At 54.7% G+C, this 20521-nt stretch carries 16 protein-coding genes; 9 read left to right on the top strand and 7 right to left on the bottom strand.

Features of this window, described 5'->3' with window-relative positions:
* Positions 1–27 precede the first annotated feature (27 nt).
* The 3 genes from cpdA (at position 28) to JAO79_RS14395 (ending at position 3667) form a co-directional block, all read left to right on the top strand.
* Positions 28–834, top strand: a complete 807-nt coding sequence (gene cpdA, locus JAO79_RS14405) for a 3',5'-cyclic-AMP phosphodiesterase (RefSeq protein ID WP_199007952.1) — start codon at positions 28–30, stop codon at positions 832–834.
* 142 nt (positions 835–976) lie between these two features.
* Positions 977–3058: a T6SS phospholipase effector Tle1-like catalytic domain-containing protein gene (locus JAO79_RS14400; protein WP_199007951.1), complete on the top strand. Its 2082-nt coding sequence runs from the start codon at positions 977–979 to the stop codon at positions 3056–3058.
* A 12-nt stretch (positions 3059–3070) separates the two neighbouring features.
* Positions 3071–3667 carry a DUF2931 family protein gene (locus JAO79_RS14395; protein ID WP_227664679.1) on the top strand — a complete coding sequence of 199 codons (597 nt, stop codon included), beginning with the start codon at positions 3071–3073 and terminating at the stop codon, positions 3665–3667.
* 73 nt (positions 3668–3740) lie between these two features.
* On the opposite strand, the gene metE is transcribed toward JAO79_RS14395, so the two are convergent.
* Positions 3741–6011, bottom strand: coding sequence for a 5-methyltetrahydropteroyltriglutamate--homocysteine S-methyltransferase (gene metE, locus JAO79_RS14390; RefSeq protein ID WP_199007950.1), 2271 nt, complete (start codon positions 6009–6011; stop codon positions 3741–3743).
* Between the two features lie 114 nt (positions 6012–6125).
* Between metE and JAO79_RS14385 the strand changes: the two genes are divergently transcribed.
* The 3 genes from JAO79_RS14385 (at position 6126) to JAO79_RS14375 (ending at position 8839) form a co-directional block, all read left to right on the top strand.
* Entirely contained in the window at positions 6126–7016 is an 891-nt protein-coding gene (locus JAO79_RS14385; protein ID WP_199008013.1) for a LysR family transcriptional regulator, read from the top strand.
* Positions 7017–7063: 47 nt separating this feature from the next.
* Positions 7064–7456 (top strand): glycine cleavage system protein GcvH, encoded by a 393-nt coding sequence (gcvH, locus tag JAO79_RS14380; protein ID WP_199007949.1) that lies wholly within the window; start codon positions 7064–7066, stop codon positions 7454–7456.
* Between the two features lie 186 nt (positions 7457–7642).
* The gene (locus tag JAO79_RS14375; protein ID WP_199007948.1) at positions 7643–8839 is read left to right on the top strand and encodes a class I SAM-dependent rRNA methyltransferase; all 1197 of its coding nucleotides are present in this window, start codon (positions 7643–7645) and stop codon (positions 8837–8839) included.
* Between the two features lie 154 nt (positions 8840–8993).
* On the opposite strand, the gene JAO79_RS14370 is transcribed toward JAO79_RS14375, so the two are convergent.
* Entirely contained in the window at positions 8994–9650 is a 657-nt protein-coding gene (locus JAO79_RS14370) for an HAD family hydrolase (protein WP_199007947.1), read from the bottom strand.
* A gap of 182 nt (positions 9651–9832) precedes the next feature.
* Between JAO79_RS14370 and JAO79_RS14365 the strand changes: the two genes are divergently transcribed.
* The 3 genes from JAO79_RS14365 to JAO79_RS14355 all read left to right on the top strand — a co-directional run bounded on the left by JAO79_RS14365 (position 9833) and on the right by JAO79_RS14355 (position 14006).
* On the top strand, positions 9833–10363 hold the full coding sequence (locus tag JAO79_RS14365) for an RNA pyrophosphohydrolase (protein WP_114335856.1): 531 nt from the start codon (positions 9833–9835) through the stop codon (positions 10361–10363).
* A gap of 12 nt (positions 10364–10375) precedes the next feature.
* Entirely contained in the window at positions 10376–12673 is a 2298-nt protein-coding gene (gene ptsP, locus JAO79_RS14360) for a phosphoenolpyruvate--protein phosphotransferase (RefSeq protein ID WP_199007946.1), read from the top strand.
* Between the two features lie 91 nt (positions 12674–12764).
* Positions 12765–14006 (top strand): patatin-like phospholipase family protein, encoded by a 1242-nt coding sequence (locus JAO79_RS14355; RefSeq protein ID WP_199007945.1) that lies wholly within the window; start codon positions 12765–12767, stop codon positions 14004–14006.
* A gap of 83 nt (positions 14007–14089) precedes the next feature.
* Here JAO79_RS14355 and hslU read toward each other — a convergent pair whose 3' ends face one another.
* The 5 genes from hslU to JAO79_RS14330 form a co-directional block, all read right to left on the bottom strand.
* On the bottom strand, positions 14090–15418 hold the full coding sequence (gene hslU / locus JAO79_RS14350; protein ID WP_199007944.1) for an ATP-dependent protease ATPase subunit HslU: 1329 nt from the start codon (positions 15416–15418) through the stop codon (positions 14090–14092).
* Positions 15419–15429: 11 nt separating this feature from the next.
* Positions 15430–15960 carry an ATP-dependent protease subunit HslV gene (gene hslV / locus JAO79_RS14345; protein ID WP_199007943.1) on the bottom strand — a complete coding sequence of 177 codons (531 nt, stop codon included), beginning with the start codon at positions 15958–15960 and terminating at the stop codon, positions 15430–15432.
* 62 nt (positions 15961–16022) lie between these two features.
* Positions 16023–16670, bottom strand: coding sequence for an SPOR domain-containing protein (locus tag JAO79_RS14340; RefSeq protein ID WP_114335861.1), 648 nt, complete (start codon positions 16668–16670; stop codon positions 16023–16025).
* 7 nt (positions 16671–16677) lie between these two features.
* A complete protein-coding gene (gene argS / locus JAO79_RS14335) occupies positions 16678–18363 on the bottom strand; it encodes an arginine--tRNA ligase (protein WP_199007942.1) in 1686 nt (561 codons plus the stop codon).
* A gap of 134 nt (positions 18364–18497) precedes the next feature.
* Complete coding sequence (locus JAO79_RS14330) at positions 18498–20156, bottom strand: Ig-like domain-containing protein (RefSeq protein WP_413785062.1); 1659 nt, start codon at positions 20154–20156, stop codon at positions 18498–18500.
* Positions 20157–20521 lie beyond the last annotated feature (365 nt).

Raw genomic sequence — 20521 nt, 5'->3', positions numbered from 1 at the left:
AGTTGCAGAGACAACAGCAGGGCTTTCATGACCCATTCTGATTCCAAGCGCCCATTACGGGTGCTCCAGTTGACGGACCCTCACCTGACCGCGCAGTCAAACGGAGTCTTACTGGGTGTGAACACCCGAGACAGTTTAGCGGCCGTTATTGCGGAAGCGTTGAAGGTACACGGGCAACCCGACTTGGTATTGGCGACAGGCGATATCTCCCAAGACGCTTCGGAGGAAGCTTACCGGTATTTCGGCGAGCAGTTGAAAGCATTTGAGTGCCCTTCGCTCTGGATCGCCGGTAACCACGATGATACCCCCCTGATGAGTTCGATTGCGGCAGAGTATCAAGCCGATCAGCGTCAACGGGTGCAGGGCGGCTGGCACTTTGTCATGCTCGACTCTTCCGTTCATGGAAAGGTATTTGGTGAGTTATCAGACGAGGAGCTTGCCCACCTCGACCAGACACTTTCCGAAAAGCCTGAATTGCCAACCATGGTGTGCCTGCACCATCACCCTGTGGACATCGGTTCCGACTGGATGGAAAAAATTGGCCTTAAAACCCGCGAGGCCTTTTGGCGGATTATCGATAAACATCCGCAGGTGAAAGTTGTGCTTTGGGGGCACATTCATCAGGAGCTTCATCAACAGCGCAATGGCGTGCAATTACTCGCGACGCCGTCCACCTGCATTCAATTTACCGCTGGCGCCAGCGATTTTTCGGTAGAGCCGCGCGCGCCGGGCTATCGGTGGATTGAGCTGGATCCGTCAGGGAACGTTTCTACCGAAGTTCGCAGAGCCACTCAGTTCAAGTTCGAACTGGACGAAAGCAGCTCCGGGTATTGAGCGAAGCCAGCACCTTTGCCGTTAACCGTCAGTGTGCCAATGGAAGGCAGTTCACTGATCGGCACGGTCAGATCGCTACAATAACCACACTGTGAATACGCTTTCACAAGGATGAACCCCCTCAGTCAACGGATGACGAGCCATGAAAATAGTAAGTGCCTGGGATTTGCGTGCCGCAGATCTGCCCAGGTTGGAATCCCCGTTTTTGGCTGCCGCCAAAACCAAAAACCTGATCTCTGATCACGCACACGATGCCAACTTCAGCGACCTTGAACGCTTACTTGGTAGATCCGGTGCGTATCCCGGCGGAAGTCGCGCCTCGCGACACTACCGTGCCGCGTTAGTTGACCAGATCGTGCGTAGAATTGATGACGGTGAACTCTGGTTAGTCCATGAGGTTGTTGATGGTGCGCCCTCAGCTCCGGCGGTGTATTGGAGGAGCTCTGACGATGGGCAGGCACAGTGGGCTGTAGGTGACGGTGTAGTTAACTCCGAAATACGCAGTAGCGTGGATGCACTGAATCGACATGGCATTACACCGCAGCAGCTAGCCTCTCAAGGCATTGGAAGTGTTGGGCATCTGAGTGCCAGCCAGTTCGGTTCAGAATATCGGGAACGAAAGCAAGAAGAAGCGCGTAAACAACAATCTTCACCCCCAAATCTAATCTCGAAGTTTCCCTCGCAATACCCGGCAGCACTCGCATTATCCACAGCGCTGAATGAAGACCCCGAAACAACAAAACTCTCGCAGGAAATCCACCTTGAAGTCGGCATTTTCACAGATGGTACGTTGAATAACGCCGAGAACTCGAAAGAGCTGGAGGAGCGTGTTGCCAAGGAGTGTGTGCAGTCGTACGAGCGAGGGGAGATATCGGAGGAAGAGTGTTCATACCGTCTCTCGCTGGTACTCGGTGGAAGTTATGGGAATGCGCCCACTAACGTGGCCAAATTGGCCGATCTTTACGATCGGTCGAGCTCAACCGACTCAAACAAAACTATCCATCGACGCTCGGTATATGTGGGGGGTGTAGGTACCAAAACCGGACAGGCAGACTCCTTGTTCGGGGCCGCTACTGGGATGGGCGATACTGGAATAATTAACCAGGTCAAAGAAGCGTTCGCGGATCTAGCTAATCAGATCAGTGAGTTGTCCCTTGCGGCTCCAATTGATGTATTAAACGTTGATTTGTTTGGTTTTAGTCGAGGGGCCGCGGCGGCGCGCCATGCTGTTCATGAAATTGGTCTGCGTAAACATGGTGCGCTGGGTCGTGCTCTCGCAAAGTACCAAATTGATTGGCCGAACAAAGTGGTGATTAGGTTTATAGGGTTGTTTGATACTGTTGCGGCGGTAATCAATCCGAAGGCTCTGGACTTTGGGGCAGGCAATCATCGAAATGATCCTGTTCAGATATACCTAGACCCTACAAAGGTTGGGCATGCCGTTCAGCTAGTGGCTGAGGATGAGCACCGAGAAAACTTTGCGTTAAATAGCCTAAGAGCAGCCAACGGCAGTCTCTCGGATAATTTCCGTGAAATTAGCTTGCCAGGTGTCCATTCAGACATAGGTGGGGGCTACCCTGATACTCAGCGTGAGCAGGTGCTGATAAGCCCTCTGTATCTCGTTCCGCCGAATCGGGTGGATTGGCCAGAACAAACGATGCAATGGGATAACCTTGAAGCACTAAAGCAAGAAAAGATTGCAGAAGGATGGATTGGTTCGTTTAGTCTGCCTCCAACATCGTCCGTGGGCCGTCACTCTGCTTCCGATGCTCGTAAAGCCGAAATCGAGCCCAGTATTACCGTAGTGACGTACAGGCAAGAACACCCCGTTCCAAGAGGTAGGGTGGAACTCGGCTTGAAAATGGATAGACAAATACGGGGTGAATACTCTCGGGTGGGGCTAAAGGTGATGCATGAACTAGCGACCAAGCAGGGGGTCCCTTTCAATGCGATTGCAATGGGGGGAGATGAAAACCGACTGCCTGAAGAACTAGAGCCCGTAGCTGGCGTGATTATTGAGCAGGTCACAGAGGGGATTGATAAACCAGCGTTAACCATGGAGCACCGAAGCCTAATCAGGCAACGTTATACCCACTATTCCGCTCATTACAACCCGCTCAAGTTTGTTCTTGGGTATACACTGACTTCGCTTCGTTTAGGTCGTAATTTCAGTCCGAACGCGCCCACTGATTCCGGTGAGCGAGTCGTTTACCCCAATGTTTAAGGAACGGTTGCCTTGATTATTCGAAATCTGATGCTGATTGCTGCGTACTTGCTACTGGTTGGTTGCAGTACTTTCAAGGAAGAGAGTCCCCATTGGTATATACGCGTGGCAGCGCCTCAGCACTATGACGTGTGGGTGCTTAATTTGCATTTAGAAAAATCGGGTGAACGAAGCTGGCGTGTGCCGGTAGGTTTTTTGGGGTGTTGCTGGCAGGGCCCTTATGGGCCTAGTGGAGGAGGTGGTTCAATGGAGCCTTTTCCCAATTTAATGGCACTTCATTGGTTCTCTTTTCCTGAACAGAAGTACTACGCAATTCTGATACGAGTGCCGCCGGATTTGAAGGAGCGGATGCTAGAGCCAGCAAAACGCCTGAACCCAGACGGCACGGTTAGTTTTAAGCCCAGAAGCACTTTGGTTTTAGGATTGGCTCCCGGCGGGGAAGTTGTAGTGTGGATGATGAACCAGATTACGAATGCGGTGGAGGTGATGCGTTTATCAGCGGTTGAAGTGGAAGGTGATGTAGATGCGTTTAAAGAAGGCACAGCAGAGTATTTAAAAGAACATGGAGCTTACCTCAAAGAACACGGCGTACCCCTAGAGGGTTGGTAAATCATCACCTTCCTCATTCGTCGAAAATAAAAAAGAGGGTGCGCCGCAAGACGTACCCTCTTCGAAGTTCCATTTATGCCCGCAGCTCCTGAGCCGCGGCCACCATGGTTTCCAGCGCGGGCGTCACTTCCTCCCACTTCCGTGTTTTCAGTCCGCAATCCGGATTGATCCACAGCCGTTCCGCCGGAATCCGCTCCGCGGCGAGCTTCATCAGGTTGATGATTTGCTCTTTGTCGGGAACGTTGGGCGAGTGAATGTCGTACACCCCGGGCCCGATGTCGTTCGGGTACTCAAAGCTCTTGAAGGCATCCAGCAGCTCCATGTCGGATCGTGAGGTTTCGATGGTAATCACGTCGGCATCCATACGGGCGATGGCCTCGATGATGTCGTTGAACTCCGAATAGCACATGTGCGTGTGAATCTGTGTGCTGTCCTCGACGCCGTTGGCGGCGATGCGAAAGCTGTTGATGGCCCAGTCCAGATAGGTTTCCCAGTCTGATTGGCGCAGTGGCAAGCCTTCACGCAGGGCGGCTTCGTCGATCTGAATGATACCTACGCCCGCTTTTTCCAGATCCTGCACTTCTTCGCGAATGGCCAGTGCCAGTTGCAGGCATGAATCCTTGCGGGGTTGGTCGTCCCGAACGAACGACCAGTTCAGAATGGTCACAGGCCCGGTCAGCATGCCTTTTACCGGCTTATCTGTTAGTGACTGAGCGTAACGAATCCAGTCTACGGTCATGGCTTTCGGGCGGCGGATGTCGCCGAACAGGATGGGCGGTTTAACACAGCGAGAACCGTAGGACTGAACCCAACCGAAGCGGGTAAACGCGTAGCCGTCCAGCTGCTCACCAAAGTATTCCACCATGTCGTTACGCTCGGCTTCACCGTGCACCAGAACGTCGAGGCCCAAGGCTTCCTGATTGCGAATGCAGCGTTCGATCTCTGCCTTCATTTGGGCTTCGTAATCGGCTGCTGCCAAATCGCCTTTGCGGAACTGCAAGCGGGCCTGGCGGATTTCCGGGGTTTGTGGGAACGAGCCAATGGTCGTGGTCGGGAACGCCGGTAGCTGAAGCTTCGCTTGCTGAAGCGAGATCCGTTGCGAATAAGGGCTCTTTCGGTTCCCGAGTTCTGCAGTGATCTTTGCGACGGTGGCTCGCACGTCCGGGTTGGTAACGCGGGTTGAATGGCGGCGGCTGTCGATGGCAGTCTGATTCTGTGTCAGTTGCTGTTGTACGGATTCGCGGCCTTCGTTCAGAGCGCGGGTCAGCACCTGAACCTCATCCAGCTTCTGCAGAGCAAAGGCCAGCCAGTTTTTAATTTCCGGATCCAGACCGGTTTCCTGCGACAAATCAACGGGCACGTGCAGCAAGGAACAAGACGGTGCCAGCCACAGGCGCTCGCCAAGTTTTTCGTGCACCGGCTCTAGCCAGTTCAGCGTTTTATTCAGATCGGTTTTCCAGATGTTTCGACCGCTGATAACACCCAGCGACAGCACCTTGTGCGTCGGCAGCCAATCCGCAATGCGGTTAACTTCATCCGGGGCGCTGATGGCATCCAGATGAACCCCGGCTACCGGCAGCTCGCAGGCCAGTTGCAGATTGTTGCGCAGCTCGCCAAAGTAGGTGGCCAGCAACAGCTTCGGGCGGTTCGCTTTCAGCTGGTGGTAGGCCAGGTTAAACGCGTAACGCCAGTTGGCATCCAGCTCGGTTACCAGCGCAGGCTCGTCGATTTGAACCCATTCGGCTCCGGCATCAGCGAGAATTTCCAGCAATTGTGAATAGGCAGGAAGCAGGCGCTCCAATAGATCAAGGCGATTGCTGCCGTCAGAGGTTTTGCCAAGCCACAGGTAAGTAACGGGGCCAATAATCACCGGTTTCGCTGACACGCCTTGCTGTTGTGCTTCCGCCAACTGATTGATGAGTCGCTCAGGGTTCAGCTTGAACTCAGTGTCAGCAGTGAACTCCGGCACAATGTAGTGATAGTTGGTGTCGAACCACTTGGTCATTTCGCCGGCAGCGATGGCACAGCAGGAGCTGTCGTTGGCACCGCGGCCGCGGGCGGCTCGGAAGTAGGCGTCTAATTCATTTCCTTCTTTGTCCGCGGCACGAGCTGGCAGGTTGCCCAGCGTGACAGACATGTCGAGTACTTGATCGTAGAGCGAGAAATCGCCCACAGGCACAAAGTCGAGGCCAGATTGTTGTTGCCAGTGAGTCTGGCGAAGCTCCGCGGCGGTTGCGGCCAAATCTTGTTCAGTTTTACGTCCGGCCCAGTACTGTTCCAGTGCGAATTTCAGTTCTCGTTGACCGCCGATGCGCGGAAAGCCGAGATTGTGTGTTGTCACCATGATGCTGTCCTTAGTGGTTTCTGCTGTAAGTAGGTGAGCTAGATTAGAAAGTTTCTGTAATGAATAAAAATGGTATTATCTCAACAATCTATGAGTAGAATTCACGGTTTGGGCATGATTGAGCGTAGTCACTTAGAAATATTTCGAGCGGTTGAGCGGCAGGGTTCGCTCACCGCAGCGGCCGAGCAGCTACATTTGACGCAATCCGCGTTGAGCCACGCGATTCGCAAACTGGAGCAGCAATTGGGAACCCCGGTGTGGTTGCGGGAAGGGCGGCAATTGCGCTTTACCCAGGCCGGCGAGCAACTGCTGTCGCTTGCAAACCGGCTATTGCCGCAGTTTGAACACGCGGAAATGCTGGTCGGGCAAGTGGCCAAGGGCCAGCGTGGTAGTTTGCGCGTGGGCATGGAGTGCCATCCTTGTTATCAATGGCTGCTGAAAGTGGTCGGCCCTTATCTGCAGCACTGGCCGGATGTGGATGTAGACGTGAAACAAGAATTTCAGTTTGGCGGAATGGGGGCGCTGTTCGGGCACGATATTGATTTGTTGGTGACGCCTGATCCGCTGCATCGTCCCGGTGTGTGCTTTGAGCCGGTGTTCGATTACGAGCAGGTGTTGGTGGTGGCGAGCGATCATCCATTGGCGGAAAGTGAGTGGGTAGAGCCAGAGCAGTTAGCGAGTGAAACACTGATCACCTATCCGGTGGCACCCGAGCGGCTGGATATTTTTACCCGGTTCTTTTTACCCGCCCACGCGGCCCCGGCGTTCCATAAAACGATTGAAACCACCGACATTATGCTGCAGATGGTCGCTGCGGGCCGGGGCGTGTCTGCGTTGCCACGCTGGTTGGTGGATGAATACGCGCAGAAAATGCCGATTAAGGCTTTGCGGTTAGGTGAAGAGGGCATGCCGAAGCAGATATTTCTGGGCTTCCGGGAGCGGGATCAGGAAGTGGATTATCTGGTTGCATTTATGAAGCTGGCCCGTAGCATTCGCTGGAACTAAGCTCTTCGGTTAAACTGCGCAAAAAATTTCAACAGGACACACAGATTATGAGCAATATCCCTGCGGATCTTAAATATATCGATACGCACCAGTGGGTGCGGGTTGAGGCTGATGGCACCGCTACGGTTGGTATTACCGATTTTGCCCAGGAGCAGTTGGGTGATGTGGTTTTTATCGAAGTGCCGGAAGTTGGGGCTGCGGTTAACGGCGGTGAGGAAGCGGGTGTTGCGGAGTCGGTGAAGTCGGCTTCGGATGTGTTTAGCCCGGTGACGGGTGAGGTTCTTGAGGTGAATGAGAAGCTTGAGGACGAGCCGGAGATTGTCAATGATGATCCTTATGGTGAAGGCTGGATGTTCAAGGTTAAGCTGGCGGATCAGGGCGAGCTGGACGGCTTGATGGATCCGGATGCATACGCTGAGCACGTGGCTTCAGAAGGCTAAGTCAGAAAATTGGTGCAAGCGTGTTCCCGGGGGCAGGCCTCCCGAAACACGCTCCTTCGGCACATCCATGTGACGCTTGGGCTCCGCCATCCCTGGCTCCGCACAGTTTCGTGAGGCCTGCCCCCGGAAACTCGCCCAAGCTGCGCAGTAGTCCTCAAAACGAATGTTCTCACAGGTAATTAATTAATGGATTTCCCGATTCTCTATCTGCGCAAAGGCGCAGAACGCCGTCTCCGTGCTGGCCACTTGTGGGTTTACAGTAACGAGGTGGATATCAAACGCAGCCCGTTAACCGAGTTCGAAGCCGGCGCGCAGGCTCAGTTGCGGGCGTCGAACGACAAGCCGCTGGGAACGGTTTTTGTGAACCCCCATGCGTTGATTTGTGGCCGTTTGATCAGTCGGGAACCTGCTCACGGTATGACTCCCAAACGCTTGACGGATCGGATGGAGGCGGCGCTTTCGTTGCGGGAGCGGTTGTTTGCTAAGCCGTTTTATCGCTGGGTTTTTGGTGACAGCGATGGTTTATCTGGGCTGGTGGTGGACCGATTTGATGACGTTGTGGTGGTGCAGATCTCCACCGCGGGCATGGAGCTGATGAAAGATGCCATTGTGCGGGCGGTTCAGCGTTTGGCGCATCCTCGTGTGGTGGTGTTGAAGAACGATGGCAAGATGCGCAAGGTGGAAGGACTTTCCAGCTACGTGGAATTTGCTCATGGCCCAGAGACAGACGTTTTGCGGGTTGAAGAGAACGGCGCGCAGTTTGAGGTGCCGTTGGCTGGCGGGCAGAAGACGGGGTGGTTTTACGATCACCGGATGAACCGTCAGCGGCTGCAGGCCTATGCGCCCGGTAAGCGGGTGCTGGATGTGTTCAGTTACGTGGGTGGTTGGGGTATTCAGGCCGCGTGTGCCGGTGCTTCGCAGGTGACTTGTGTAGATGCGTCATCATCCGCCGTAGATTCGGTGCATCACAACGCCAAGCTGAACGGGTTGGATAATGTGGACACCATTGAAGGCGATGCCTTTGATGCCTTGAAAGCGCTGACGGATGAGAAAGAGAAGTTCGACATCGTGGTGCTGGACCCGCCCGCGTTGATTCCGCGCCGTCGTGATCAGAAAGCCGGTGAACAGGCGTATGCCCGGTTGAATCAGCTGGGTTTGCGGCTGCTCGAGCGGGATGGATTGCTGGTTTCTGCGTCTTGCTCCATGCATTTGTCGCAGGAAAAGCTGATCGATATCATTCGCGGCAGTGGCCGCAAGATAGATCGTTTTGTGCAGTTGCTGGAGCAGGGCCATCAGGCACCGGATCATCCGGTTGTGCCCGGTATTCCTGAAACGGATTACATCAAATCTTGCTTCGTGCGTTCGCTGACCGGGTTTCTATAAAGGCGAGAGCTGCACCCAGTGTAGGTCACCGGCGGGGCAGTTTTTCCGGGATCGTCAAAATCAGGGATGATTTTGTCGAGCGTACAGGGATGTGTTCACCGCGTATCCCGGAAAAACTGCCCCGCTGGTGACCGGGCCAAGGTGCTTTAAAGCATCAGTCCCGAAGCGACATCACCGGCCAACCCTTCTCATTGGCCAGTTTCTCCAGTGTAGGGTCTGGGTCTACAGCCACCGGGTTCTGCACCAATTTCAGCAGCGGCACATCATTGTGCGAATCACTGTAAAACCAAGCACCGTCCAAAGTCTCATCGAAGGCTTCTAGCCAGTCGTTCAGGCGCACAACCTTGCCCTCCTGAAAACTCGGCGTACCCGCTACTTCCCCGGTAAACCGGCCGTTCACCAACTCCGGTTCGGTCGCAATCAGATAATCCACACCCAAAAGCTCCGCAATCGGCTCGGTAATAAACCGGTTGGTGGCGGTGATGATCATCAGGGTATGGCCCTGAGCGCGATGGTCGGCCAGCAACTTGGCGGCTTTCTCCAGCATCATCGGCCGGACTTTTTTCGCCATGAACGTTTCGCGCCAGGATTCCAGCTCATCCATAGTGTGGATAGACAACGGTTGCAGGGCAAAACGCTGGTATTCGAACACGTCCAGCTCGCCATTCAGGTACTCCTGATAGAACCGATCGTTTGCCTGGCGGTACACCTCTTCGTCTACCAGCCCTTCCTCTACCAGAAACTCGCCCCAGGCGTGGTCGCTGTCGCCGGCCAGCAGAGTGTTGTCCAAATCAAAAATTGCGAGCGTCAAGCCGCGTCCTCCCATTGTCACAGGCTTTTAAGCAAAGCTGACAGTCTAGCACGGCTCTGACAAGGTGTGCTGAACGCAGCAGCGTTTGCTGAACCATTGGGTTTCTGTAAGAATGAGAGCAACTTGGACAAATTTCGTCGGTTGCAAAAGCAACCGGCCACCGACTTTACGAGGACTGTGCCGTGATCGACTCAGACGGTTTCAGACCCAACGTCGGAATCATTCTGGCCAACCACAGGGGCGAAGTGCTCTGGGCAAGGCGAATAGGGCAGGACTCCTGGCAATTTCCGCAAGGCGGTATTAACCCGAATGAGTCGCCTGAAGAGGCCTTGTACCGGGAACTGGAAGAGGAAATTGGCCTTAGTGCCAATGATGTGGAGATCATCACATGTACACGAGGGTGGCTAAGGTACCGGCTGCCCAGAAGGATGGTACGCCACAACTCGCACCCCGTATGTGTGGGGCAAAAACAGAAATGGTTCCTGCTGCGGATGTTGTCACCAGATGCGCATGTTCGCGTAGATGGTACAGATTCACCCGAATTCGACGGTTGGCAGTGGGTGAGCTACTGGTACCCGTTGGGACAAGTGATTTCATTTAAAAGAGAAGTGTACAGGCGCGCGCTGAGAGAACTGGCCCCCAGACTGTTTCACAACATGGAACAGTGGCAAAAAGGAGAGTCAAACCGGCGTTTGAAGGAACACCAAAAATGATGGACTAGCCCCATGCTCGGCATCTTGCGAACAATTGTACAAGAGGTAAACAGCGCCCGTGATCTGAACGAGGCACTCGATATCATTGTTTCGCGAGTGCAGAAAGCCATGGGAACCGAAGTCTGTTCGGTGTACCTGCTGGACCCGGCCTCAAACCGCTACATACTCATGGCCACCGAAGGTCTCTACAAAGACGCGGTGGGCCATGTCAGCCTGGCTCATTCCGAGGGTCTTGTCGGGCTTGTCGGCTCCCGTGAGGAGCCCATAAACCTCGAAGACGCACCTTCCCACCCGCGTTATCGTTACTTCCCTGAAACCGGCGAAGAACGCTTCAGCTCGTTTCTCGGTGTGCCCATCATCCACCACCGCGCCGTATTGGGTGTTCTGGTGGTGCAGCAGCGGGAAAACTCCCGTTGTTTTGATGAGGGCGAAGAAGCTTTTCTGGTCACCATCTCGGCTCAATTGGCCGGGGTTATCGCACACAGCGAAGCCACAGGAGCCATCAGCGGCCTGTCATTAACCGGCGAACAAGCCCACGACGTATGTTTTAACGGCGTGCCCGGTGCGCCCGGTGTCGCTATTGGTACGGGCACGGTGGTGTACCCTTCGGCCGATCTGGATGTGGTGCCCGAGAAGCCCGCCGAAGATATAGACCGTGAACTGGAGCTGTTCTGGAGCGCGGTCCAAGCGGTTAAAGAAGATATCCAGCGCGTGGCCAATCGTTTGGCCTCGCAGCTGCGGCCGGAAGAGCAGGCACTGTTTGACGTGTACCTGCGGATGCTGGATGAAAGTGCCCTTCCCGGCGAAGTCGTCAGCAAGATTCAGGAAGGTATTTGGGCGCAGGGTGCCTTGAAGCAGGTGATTCTGCAGTACATTCGTCATTTTGAAATGATGGACGATTTATACCTGCAAGAGCGGGTGGTGGACATCCGTGACTTGGGCCGTCGCCTTTTATCGCACATGCAGGAAGGCGAGCAGAAGCATCTGGAATACCCCGAACGCACCGTTCTGGTGAGTGAAGAGCTAACCCCGGCAATGCTGGGCGAAGTACCAAAAGGGCAGTTGGTGGGGTTGGTGTCGGTAAAAGGCTCCAGCAACTCTCACGTCGCCATTTTGGCGCGGGCGATGGGTGTGCCAACCGTTATGGGCCTGGTGGATATTCCCGTCAACCAGTTGGGTGGGCGTGAGCTGGTGGTGGATGGTTTCGAAGGGCAAATCTTTGCCTCGCCCTCGGCTGATCTTCGCGCGTTTTATCAGGCAATTTGTGAAGAAGAAGACGAACTGTTTCGCGGGCTCGAAGAGCTGCGGGATAAGCCTTGTGAAACCCTGGATGGTCACCGGGTGCCTCTGCTGGTCAATACTGGTTTGATGACCGATGTGGTGCGTTCTCTTTCCCACGGGGCTGAAGGTATTGGTCTGTACCGCACCGAAGTGCCGTTCATGATCAAAGACCGCTTCCCCTCCGAGCAAGAGCAGCGGGAATATTATCGGGAGCAGCTCGAAGCCTTTGCCCCGAATCCCGTGACCATGCGAACTCTGGATATCGGCGGCGACAAAGCTCTGACGTATTTCCCGATTCAGGAAGAAAACCCGTTTCTGGGTTGGCGCGGCATCCGGGTAACACTGGATCACCCGGAAATCTTCTTGTTGCAGGTTCGGGCAATGCTCAAAGCCAGTGAAGGTCTGAACAATCTGCAAATCATGCTACCGATGATCAGTAACGTCTCCGAGGTGGAGGAGTCGCTGCACCTGATTTATCGGGTGTATCACGAAGTCCGCGAAGAAGGCTACGATGTCCACATGCCCAAAGTAGGCGTGATGATCGAAGTGCCGGGGGCTGTGTACCAGATTCGAGAGCTGGCTGATCGCGTGGATTTCGTGTCAGTGGGTTCAAACGACCTCACGCAGTATTTGCTGGCGGTCGATCGCAACAACCCTCGGGTTGCCCAACTTTACCATTCCTACCATCCAGCCGTTTTGCAGGCCTTGGTGCGCATAGCGCAAGACACCCACGCCGTTGGTAAACCGGTTGGTATCTGCGGCGAGCTGGCCGGTGATCCGGGCGGGGCCTTGTTGCTGATGGCCATGGGGTATGACTCGTTGTCGATGAACGCGGCGAGTTTGCCGAAAGTGAAATCCGTAATTCGCAGCGTGGATCGTGAGTGGGCGGTTCAGCTGTTGCAAGATGTGCTGTTGCTGGATTCACCTCACGTTATAAAGAGCTGCGTGGATCTGGCGCTTCGAAACGCGGGCTTTGGCCGATACCTTCGTCCTGTTAAAACACCCGTGTGCGAGCCGGCCGCGCTTTAAGTCGTATTTTCCCGGTTAGTGTGTTTACTCTAAAATCAATTGGTAGCTTAGAGCTGTTAATCTGATCTGCAGTACCTACAAAGGATAGTTGATGACAGACGCGACCGAACTCAAACCAGCACCAAAAATAGGCCTTGCCCTGGGCGGCGGAGGGCCGTTGGGTGGTATTTATGAGATCGGCGCATTGCGAGCGCTCGACGAGGCGCTTGATGGTCTTAACTTTAATGAGCTGAACGTCTATGTTGGCGTGAGCTCCGGCTCGTTTGTGGCCTCTCACCTGGCCAACCAGGTCACCACCGCTCAGTTGTGCCGTATTTTCGTTCGCAACGAGGCCGAAGTGCATCCTTTCCATCCGGATGTGTTCTATCGCCCGGCGTTTCGCGAGATCGGCAGCCGATTGTTAGCGGTACCCAAGCTACTGAGCACAGCGGTCAGCCGTTTTATCAACAACCCCTATGACCAAAGTTTGTTGGAAGCGCTGACTATTCTGGCTCAGGCGGCGCCAGCCGGGTTGTTTGATAACGAAGGGTTGCACGATTACCTGCGCCGTGCGTTTACCATGCTCGGCCGTACCAACGATTTTCGTCAGCTCAAACGCAGCCTGTACATTGTGGCAGCGGACGTAGAGAGTTCCGACGCGGTGTGCTTTGGGGCGCCCGGTTTTGATCACGTGCCCATCTCCAAAGCGGTTCAGGCCAGCACCTCCTCCCCGGGTTTGTATGTGCCGGTTGAGATCGATGGCCGCTACTATGTGGATGGCACTCTGAGAAAAGGGCTACACGCGTCCGTAGCGTTTGAGGATGGCGCTGATCTGGTCTTCGCGATCAACCCGCAGGTGCCGATTGATGCCAGTGCGGCTGTCCGTGCCGGTTCGATGAAGGCCGGTGATCTGACACACTCCGGCATGCCGAACATGCTGTCACAGACTTTCCGCACCATGGTGTACTCGCGTATGCAGTCCGGGATTGCACAGTACGCCAGAGACTACCCGGATAAAGACATTCTGTTGTTCGAGCCCACGCGGGACGATGCTAAATTGTTCTTCTCTAATGTGTTCAGTTTCCAGAGTCGCCGCATGGTGTGTGAGCACGCTTACCAGATGACCCGTCGCGATCTGTTGAATCGTGCTGATGAGCTCGAACCGAAGCTGGCGCAATACGGCATCAAGCTGCGCCGGGATCGCCTGGAAGACGAGCAGCGCACCATCAGCACCAGTCTGTACGGTGAGTTATTACCGCTGTATGTGGCCAAAGGTCGCAAAAAACAGACGCAGAAAGGTCGTTTGGCCAGCGGCTTGAGTAACGTGTCGCACCTGTTTTCCAAGGCGCAGTAGCGGGAAAACCCGATAAGTAAATGGATACAAAAAAGCCCGGATGATGGAGGTCATCCGGGCTTTTTGCGTTGAGGGCGAGGGGGTTACAGAATGAACCGGCTCAAATCCTCGTCTTCGGCCAGCTCGCCCAGTTTCTCGTTCACGTACGCAGCCGTTACTTCAAAACCGTCAGTCACCTGATCGCCGGCTTCGAACGACAAGCTTTCCAGCAAGCGCTCAAGCACAGTGTGCAAGCGGCGGGCGCCAATGTTCTCGGTGGTTTCGTTTACCTTGCAGGCAATCTCGGCGATGCGGGCGATGGCGTCTTCTGCAAAGTTCAGCTTAACGCCCTCGGTGCCCATCAGTGCTTCGTACTGTTGCACCAGAGAGGCGTCCGGCTCGGTCAGAATCCGCTTGAAATCATCCGGTGTCAGCGCTTGCAGTTCAACCCGGATAGGCAAACGGCCCTGAAGCTCCGGGATCAAATCGGACGGCTTGGCCAGGTGGAATGCGCCCGAGGCGATAAACAGAATGTGATCGGTCCGAACCGCGCCGTATTTGGTGCTCACGGTGCTGCCTTCAATCAGCGGGAGCAAGTCACGCTGAACGCCTTCACGGGAAACGTCTGACGAGGTGTTTTCGGAACGCTTGGCCACCTTGTCGATCTCGTCCAGGAACACGATACCGTTCTGCTCAACAGCCTGAAGGGCTTTCTGTTTGATCTCTTCTTCGTTGACCAGCTTGGCGGCTTCTTCGTCCTTAACCCGTTTCATGGCGTCTGCCACTTTCATTTTACGGGTTTTGCGCTTATCCGAGGCCATGTTGGAGAACATGCTCTGCAGCTGGTTGGTCATTTCTTCCATACCCGGCGGTGCCATGATTTCTACACCCGGGCCAGCGCTGCTCAGATCAATATCAATTTCCTTGTCGTCCAGGTCGCCTTCGCGAAGTTTCTTGCGGAACATCTGACGGCTGGCGGAATCGTTGTTGCGAGCACTGTCTTCGTTAAAATCACGGGCAGGCGGCAGCAGAGCATCCAGAATGCGGTCTTCGGCGGCGTCCAGCGCCTGATTCTCGTGGCGCTTCATCTCCTTTTCACGGAGCATTTTAACGGCCATATCCGCCAGATCACGGATGATGGATTCCACATCGCGGCCCACATAACCCACTTCGGTAAACTTCGTGGCTTCCACCTTCAGGAAAGGCGCGTCGGCCAATTTCGCCAAACGGCGGGCGATTTCGGTTTTACCGACACCGGTGGGGCCGATCATCAGAATGTTCTTCGGGGTAATTTCATCGCGCAGGCTGCTGTCCAGCTGCATCCGGCGCCAACGATTACGCAAGGCGATGGCAACGGCGCGCTTGGCCTCTTGCTGGCCTACGATGTGTTTGTTCAGTTCGTGAACGATTTCACGGGGAGTCATTGCAGACATGGTCGCTCCGGTCAGTCTTGGATGGACAGCACTTCCAGAGTGCGGTTCTGGTTGGTGTAAATGCAGATGTCCCCTGCAATTTCCAGAGCCTTCTCGGCAATTTCGTGTGCGCTCAGATCGGTGTTTTCAAGCAATGCGCGGGCGGAGGCCTGAGCAAAGGGGCCGCCGGAACCAATGGCAATCAAGCCTTGTTCGGGCTCAATCACATCGCCATTACCGGTAATGATTAAGGAGGCGGTTTTGTCGGCAACGGCCAGCAGGGCTTCCAGCTTGCGCAGTGCGCGGTCGGATCGCCAGTCTTTGGCGAGCTCTACGGCCGCTCGGGTGAGATTGCCCTGATGCTTTTCAAGCTGGGCCTCGAAGCGTTCGAAAAGGGTAAAGGCATCGGCGGTGCCGCCAGCAAACCCGGCAATCACCTGGCCGTTATACAGCCGGCGTACTTTGCGGGCATTGCCTTTCATAACGGTGTTGCCCAGTGAAACCTGGCCATCACCTCCCATAGCGACTTCGTCGTCACGACGGACGGAAACAATCGTAGTCATTGTGGCTCCAGTTGCCTGATGAAGATTGGTATTCAGACGTTATGGAGGCGCTTGATGTGAATTCAACCTTTCTTGGGAATCTTTCGAACCAGAGGCTGAATATTTATACCCACCAGCTTATCCACCGCGGAGTTCATCTGGCTTCGTGAGGTGAAGGGCCCCACGTTCACCCGGTACCATTCGCTGCCGTTGTCCTGAACCACGTGCTGAACGTGTGCACGCAAACCCTGAAATGCGATCTGAGCGCGCTGGCGCTCGGCATCTTGCTTACTGCGGAAGGAGCCGGATTGCACCACATAATCGTAGGCCTGTTTGGCGGGGCCTGGGGTGTACTCCTCCACCTTGGGCGGCACCACTTCAGATTCCGGTAGCATTTCGTAGAACCGGAAGTCACGTTCCTTGCGGGCGGTTTGCGCCGGGGGCTGCTTCTGAATGGTTTGGGGCTGTGTCTGATGCGCCTGAGAGGGAGGCGATTGGCGAACTTCCTGCCCTGTCGGCAGCGTGTTCAAATACACAATGAAGCCCATAAAGCCGCCAACCGCGGCCAGAGATAAAATCCACTTCACAGACAAGCCACCCTGTTGGGAGTGCGAAGGCGCACTGCGTTTCGGCTTGGCCGCAGCTTTGTTGCGAGGCTGGGCGGTCCGCTTTTTAGGTGCAGCGGCACCTCTGCCGGATGGTCGGTCTTTCTTGGCATAATCTCTGGCCATGAGCTGCTTACATCTCCTCTGGGGCGCTTACGCCCAGCAGGCCTAAGCCGTTCTCGATTACCTGACGGACCGCCAGATACAAGCTCACCCGTGCATCGCGAAGCGCGGTGTCTTCGATCAGCACCTTGTGAGCGTTGTAGTAGGTGTGGAACTGCCCTGCCAGGTCGCGTAAATAGTGCGTCAGATGATGCGGTTCACGCTGCGCGGCGGAATTGGCAATCAGTTCCGGGTATTTCGCCAGCTGATTCGCCAGCTCTTTCTCTTCGTCCAGTGTCAGCTGGCTCAGATCGCCTACACACTCCGTGCGACCGCGCTGAACGCCTTCGGCTTCCAGCTTGCGCAACACGCTGCAGATCCGAGCGTGGGCATACTGGATGTAATACACCGGGTTTTCATTGGTCTGAGAGCGGGCCAAGTCAATATCGAAGGTCAACTGAGAGTCCACCCGGCGCGCGGCCAGGAAGAAACGAGTCGCATCGCGGCCCACTTCATCGATCAAGTCACGCACGGTGACGTAGCTACCGGCACGTTTGGAGATTTTCACTTCCTGCCCGGAACGGGTAACCATCACCATCTGGTGCAGCACATAGTCTGGCCACCCCTGAGGGATGTCGGCTTTCAGTGCCTGCAAACCGGCACGAACCCGCGTTACGGTGGAGTGGTGGTCTGCACCTTGCTCGTTGATCACGGTGGTAAAACCGCGCTGCCACTTATCGAGATGGTAAGCCACGTCTGGCAAGAAGTAGGTGTAGCCACCGTCTTTCTTGCGCATCACGCGGTCTTTGTCATCGCCGAACTCGGTGGTTTTCAACCACATGGCGCCTTCGTGCTCGTAGGTGTAGCCGTTGGCTTTCAGGCGCTCAACGGTAGCTTCTACTTTGCCGTCGTCGTATAGCGACGATTCAAGGAAATACACATCAAACTGAACGCCGAAGGCTTTCAGGTCCAGATCCTGTTCCCGGCGCAGGTAAGCCACGGCGAATTCGCGAATGGCAGCCTGGTCATCGGGGTCCGCTTTGGCTGTTACTTCACGGTCGTCTGCGACCACAGTTTCACCGGCCAGGTAGGCGTTGGCCACATCAACAATGTAATCGCCCCGGTACCCGTCTTCCGGCCAGCTTTCATGCTCAGGCGTCAGGCCTTTTACCCGGGACTGAACCGACAGCGCCAAATTGTTGATCTGGGCACCGGCATCGTTGTAATAAAACTCACGGGTAACATCGTAACCGTTGGCTTCCAACAGGCGGCACAGGCAGTCGCCGATGGCCGCGCCACGGCCGTGACCCACATGCAGGGGGCCGGTCGGGTTGGCGGAAACAAACTCGACCTGAACCTTTTCGCCCTTGCCGTTGTTGTTACGGCCAAATTGCTCCGCTTCATCCAGAATCGTGTTCACAATCCCGAACGCACTGGCGGTGCTCATGAAAAAGTTAATAAACCCTGGCCCGGCAATCTCCACCTTGGCAACCGCGTCGCTTTCGGGCAACGCAGCGATTAGCGCTTCGGCCAGCTTTCGCGGAGGGCAGCCAGCGGCCTTGGAGGCCACCAAGGCAATATTGCAGGCGTAATCCCCGTGGGATTTGTCCTTGGTGTTGCCAACCTGCGGCGTGAAAGTTTGGTCAGCCGGCAAGGTGCCTTCGGATTGAAGTGTGGCCAGTGCAGACTGGAGAAGCTCGGATACGGTCTCTTTCATGCGTCAGACGACTCGGTTTTCAGAAGAGTGGGTGTCAGGGCAGGGCGCCCGTTGAAAATAGAAGAGGCGTATTATCGCGGAAAGTTGGAGTGTAAGCAAAAAGCCCGGCGGTTAGGCCGGGCTTTTTATATTGGTTAATCTAGATTCGCGCAGTTCGGGGCAGATCCGTACAGGCCACTTGTTCCGCCAGGAGGCGAAATGTCAGTGTTGCTAAGGTCACTGGCGAGGCAAGAGAGGAAGAATTCTGTGGATTCTTCGTTTTCTGTACCGCCGACCTTCACCGTTGCCGTTAAGCGCACTTGAACCCAGTTACAATGACTCTGCGGGTAAAGCAAGTCAAAATCGGCAGAGCCATCAGTGGCGGTGGTGATTGTAGAGGAGCTTGTCGTAGCTGAATTAGTAGGCTCCAGCTTACCACTGCCGTTCGTGTCCTCTCCTGAATCTAATTGTCCATTTTGGTTTATATCTTCAGCCGGGCAAAATACCGCTCCGGGAGCTTCTACCCATTTGTCATCTTCAGCTTGATAGCTGCCTTTTTTATAGCCGATTGGCAGTACGCTTAGTTCCACCTCGGCATTGTTAATTGGGGCGCCGTTTGCGTCAGTAACGATTGCAACGTAAGGCTTCTTATAGCGTACGGTGTCTGGTTCTTCGAGTTCGTTACCTGTTCCAATTGCAAGTCGTAATGCTTGGCGAGCGACGGTGAGTGCTGTTGTATCAGTTATTGTATTATTGCTTGTCGATGCCTTGATCTCCACGCCATCGCGGCCGCTAATGCTAGAGCCTGCGATGAAAGTTGTTGATGCTCGGCCTTGGGAGTCTGTGATCGCTACGCTATCAGACAGGCGTCCATTGCTCTCATCAGCTACTAAGAGAAAATTGACCACTTGGTTTTTGACGCGGTTGTTATCGATGTCACGCACGATTGCGGTCACTTCGGTTGAGTCATTTAGGCTTAGTTGAGTTTTCGTGGCCTGAACGCTAAGAGTCTCGGGGGTCGTGGCAACAAATTCAACGTCTAGAGAGGTGGTGAGGCCAGAGGACGGATCTCTCGCCGTAATGGTTGAGAGGCCGGCGCTTGAAGATGCGATATCAATTGTTGCGACTCCCCCTGAGGTTGTTACGGTGCCATCCGCTGGGGTTAGAGTTCCGCGTGTAGTGCTGAAATTGATAGTTGAGCCATCTGGAACTGGGGTTCCATCTCTTTCCCAGCTAACTGAAAGCGTTGAGGGGGCTCCAATGTCTAATTCAGATCCGTTAGCTGGCGACGAGAAAGTGAAATCATCGCTTGAAATAGCCACGTCCAATGTCGTACGCAAAGCACTTTCACCCTCAAACGCAGTGGCAGTTAAGCTTGCAGTGCCGCCGGAACTCGCGCTTGAAAGTTCGAATGCTACAGCGCCATTGTTCTCGGTTGTTAGTGTTTGGGAGCTGATTGAGCCGAGAGTGGTTGATATCGAGATAACTTGATCCGCAATGCCATTGCCCTCTGAATCCAGAAGAACAGCTTGGTAGCTGTCACTATTGCCGAAAGATATGGATTGAGGGCCCTTCAGAGTAAGAGTTGTTCCCGTGACCTCGATGGCAACGGATTCACTGACCCCGCCAGCCGAAGCGTTTACCGTTAGAGTGGTGTTTCTGCGGTCATTGTCGCCGGTCAACTGAGCTGTTGCTATCCCTGCCTCGTCCGTTGTTGCTTGTGTAACCTGCAGTGTTCCGCCTTGTGGCGCAGCAAATGTTACTGGAATATCCGCAAGCAGAACTCCATTCTCATTTTTGACTCGTGCTGTTATTGCAGAGTTGGCTGATGATGATGTATTGATGCGAACTGGGTTGGCGAACAAGTCGATAGATCCGACTTGTACTTGAACTTCATTCGTTATGTCTTCGCCATTGCTGTCGGTGTTGCCGTCGTTGTTGCTCCCACCGTTGCCTCCGCCGGCCAGAGGGGTCGAGCTATCGTCACCTCCACAAGCAGCTAATACAAAAGCCAGCGACAACGCTGACGCACGCGCAAGGATTTTCCCTGACATTATTTATCTCCAGTGTTCGTTACAGCAAAAGCCTTTTCGCCGCGCATTCCCCGCGAGAGAACCGCAACCTCAGTTGTTATTCAGCTTTATCGGTTAGATTGCTGAAAATCATAGCACAGCTACCA

The sequence above is a fragment of the Marinobacter litoralis genome, from assembly GCF_016427555.1.
In the GTDB taxonomy this organism is placed as follows: domain Bacteria; phylum Pseudomonadota; class Gammaproteobacteria; order Pseudomonadales; family Oleiphilaceae; genus Marinobacter; species Marinobacter litoralis_A.
The sequence above is the reverse complement of the archived record's forward strand: the minus strand, read 5'-3'. Positions and strand labels throughout refer to the sequence as shown.

What these genes read in the sequence shown, in the direction of transcription:
- JAO79_RS14375 (WP_199007948.1), top strand. Translation starts at nt 7,643, where the DNA reads ATGGATTTCCCGATTCTCTATCTGCGCAAAGGCGCAGAACGCCGTCTC.
- metE (WP_199007950.1), bottom strand. Translation starts at nt 6,011, where the DNA reads ATGGTGACAACACACAATCTCGGCTTTCCGCGCATCGGCGGTCAACGA.
- hslU (WP_199007944.1), bottom strand. Translation starts at nt 15,418, where the DNA reads ATGTCTGCAATGACTCCCCGTGAAATCGTTCACGAACTGAACAAACAC.
- gcvH (WP_199007949.1), top strand. Translation starts at nt 7,064, where the DNA reads ATGAGCAATATCCCTGCGGATCTTAAATATATCGATACGCACCAGTGG.
- ptsP (WP_199007946.1), top strand. Translation starts at nt 10,376, where the DNA reads ATGCTCGGCATCTTGCGAACAATTGTACAAGAGGTAAACAGCGCCCGT.
- JAO79_RS14355 (WP_199007945.1), top strand. Translation starts at nt 12,765, where the DNA reads ATGACAGACGCGACCGAACTCAAACCAGCACCAAAAATAGGCCTTGCC.
- hslV (WP_199007943.1), bottom strand. Translation starts at nt 15,960, where the DNA reads ATGACTACGATTGTTTCCGTCCGTCGTGACGACGAAGTCGCTATGGGA.
- JAO79_RS14340 (WP_114335861.1), bottom strand. Translation starts at nt 16,670, where the DNA reads ATGGCCAGAGATTATGCCAAGAAAGACCGACCATCCGGCAGAGGTGCC.
- argS (WP_199007942.1), bottom strand. Translation starts at nt 18,363, where the DNA reads ATGAAAGAGACCGTATCCGAGCTTCTCCAGTCTGCACTGGCCACACTT.
- JAO79_RS14385 (WP_199008013.1), top strand. Translation starts at nt 6,126, where the DNA reads ATGATTGAGCGTAGTCACTTAGAAATATTTCGAGCGGTTGAGCGGCAG.
- JAO79_RS14400 (WP_199007951.1), top strand. Translation starts at nt 977, where the DNA reads ATGAAAATAGTAAGTGCCTGGGATTTGCGTGCCGCAGATCTGCCCAGG.
- cpdA (WP_199007952.1), top strand. Translation starts at nt 28, where the DNA reads ATGACCCATTCTGATTCCAAGCGCCCATTACGGGTGCTCCAGTTGACG.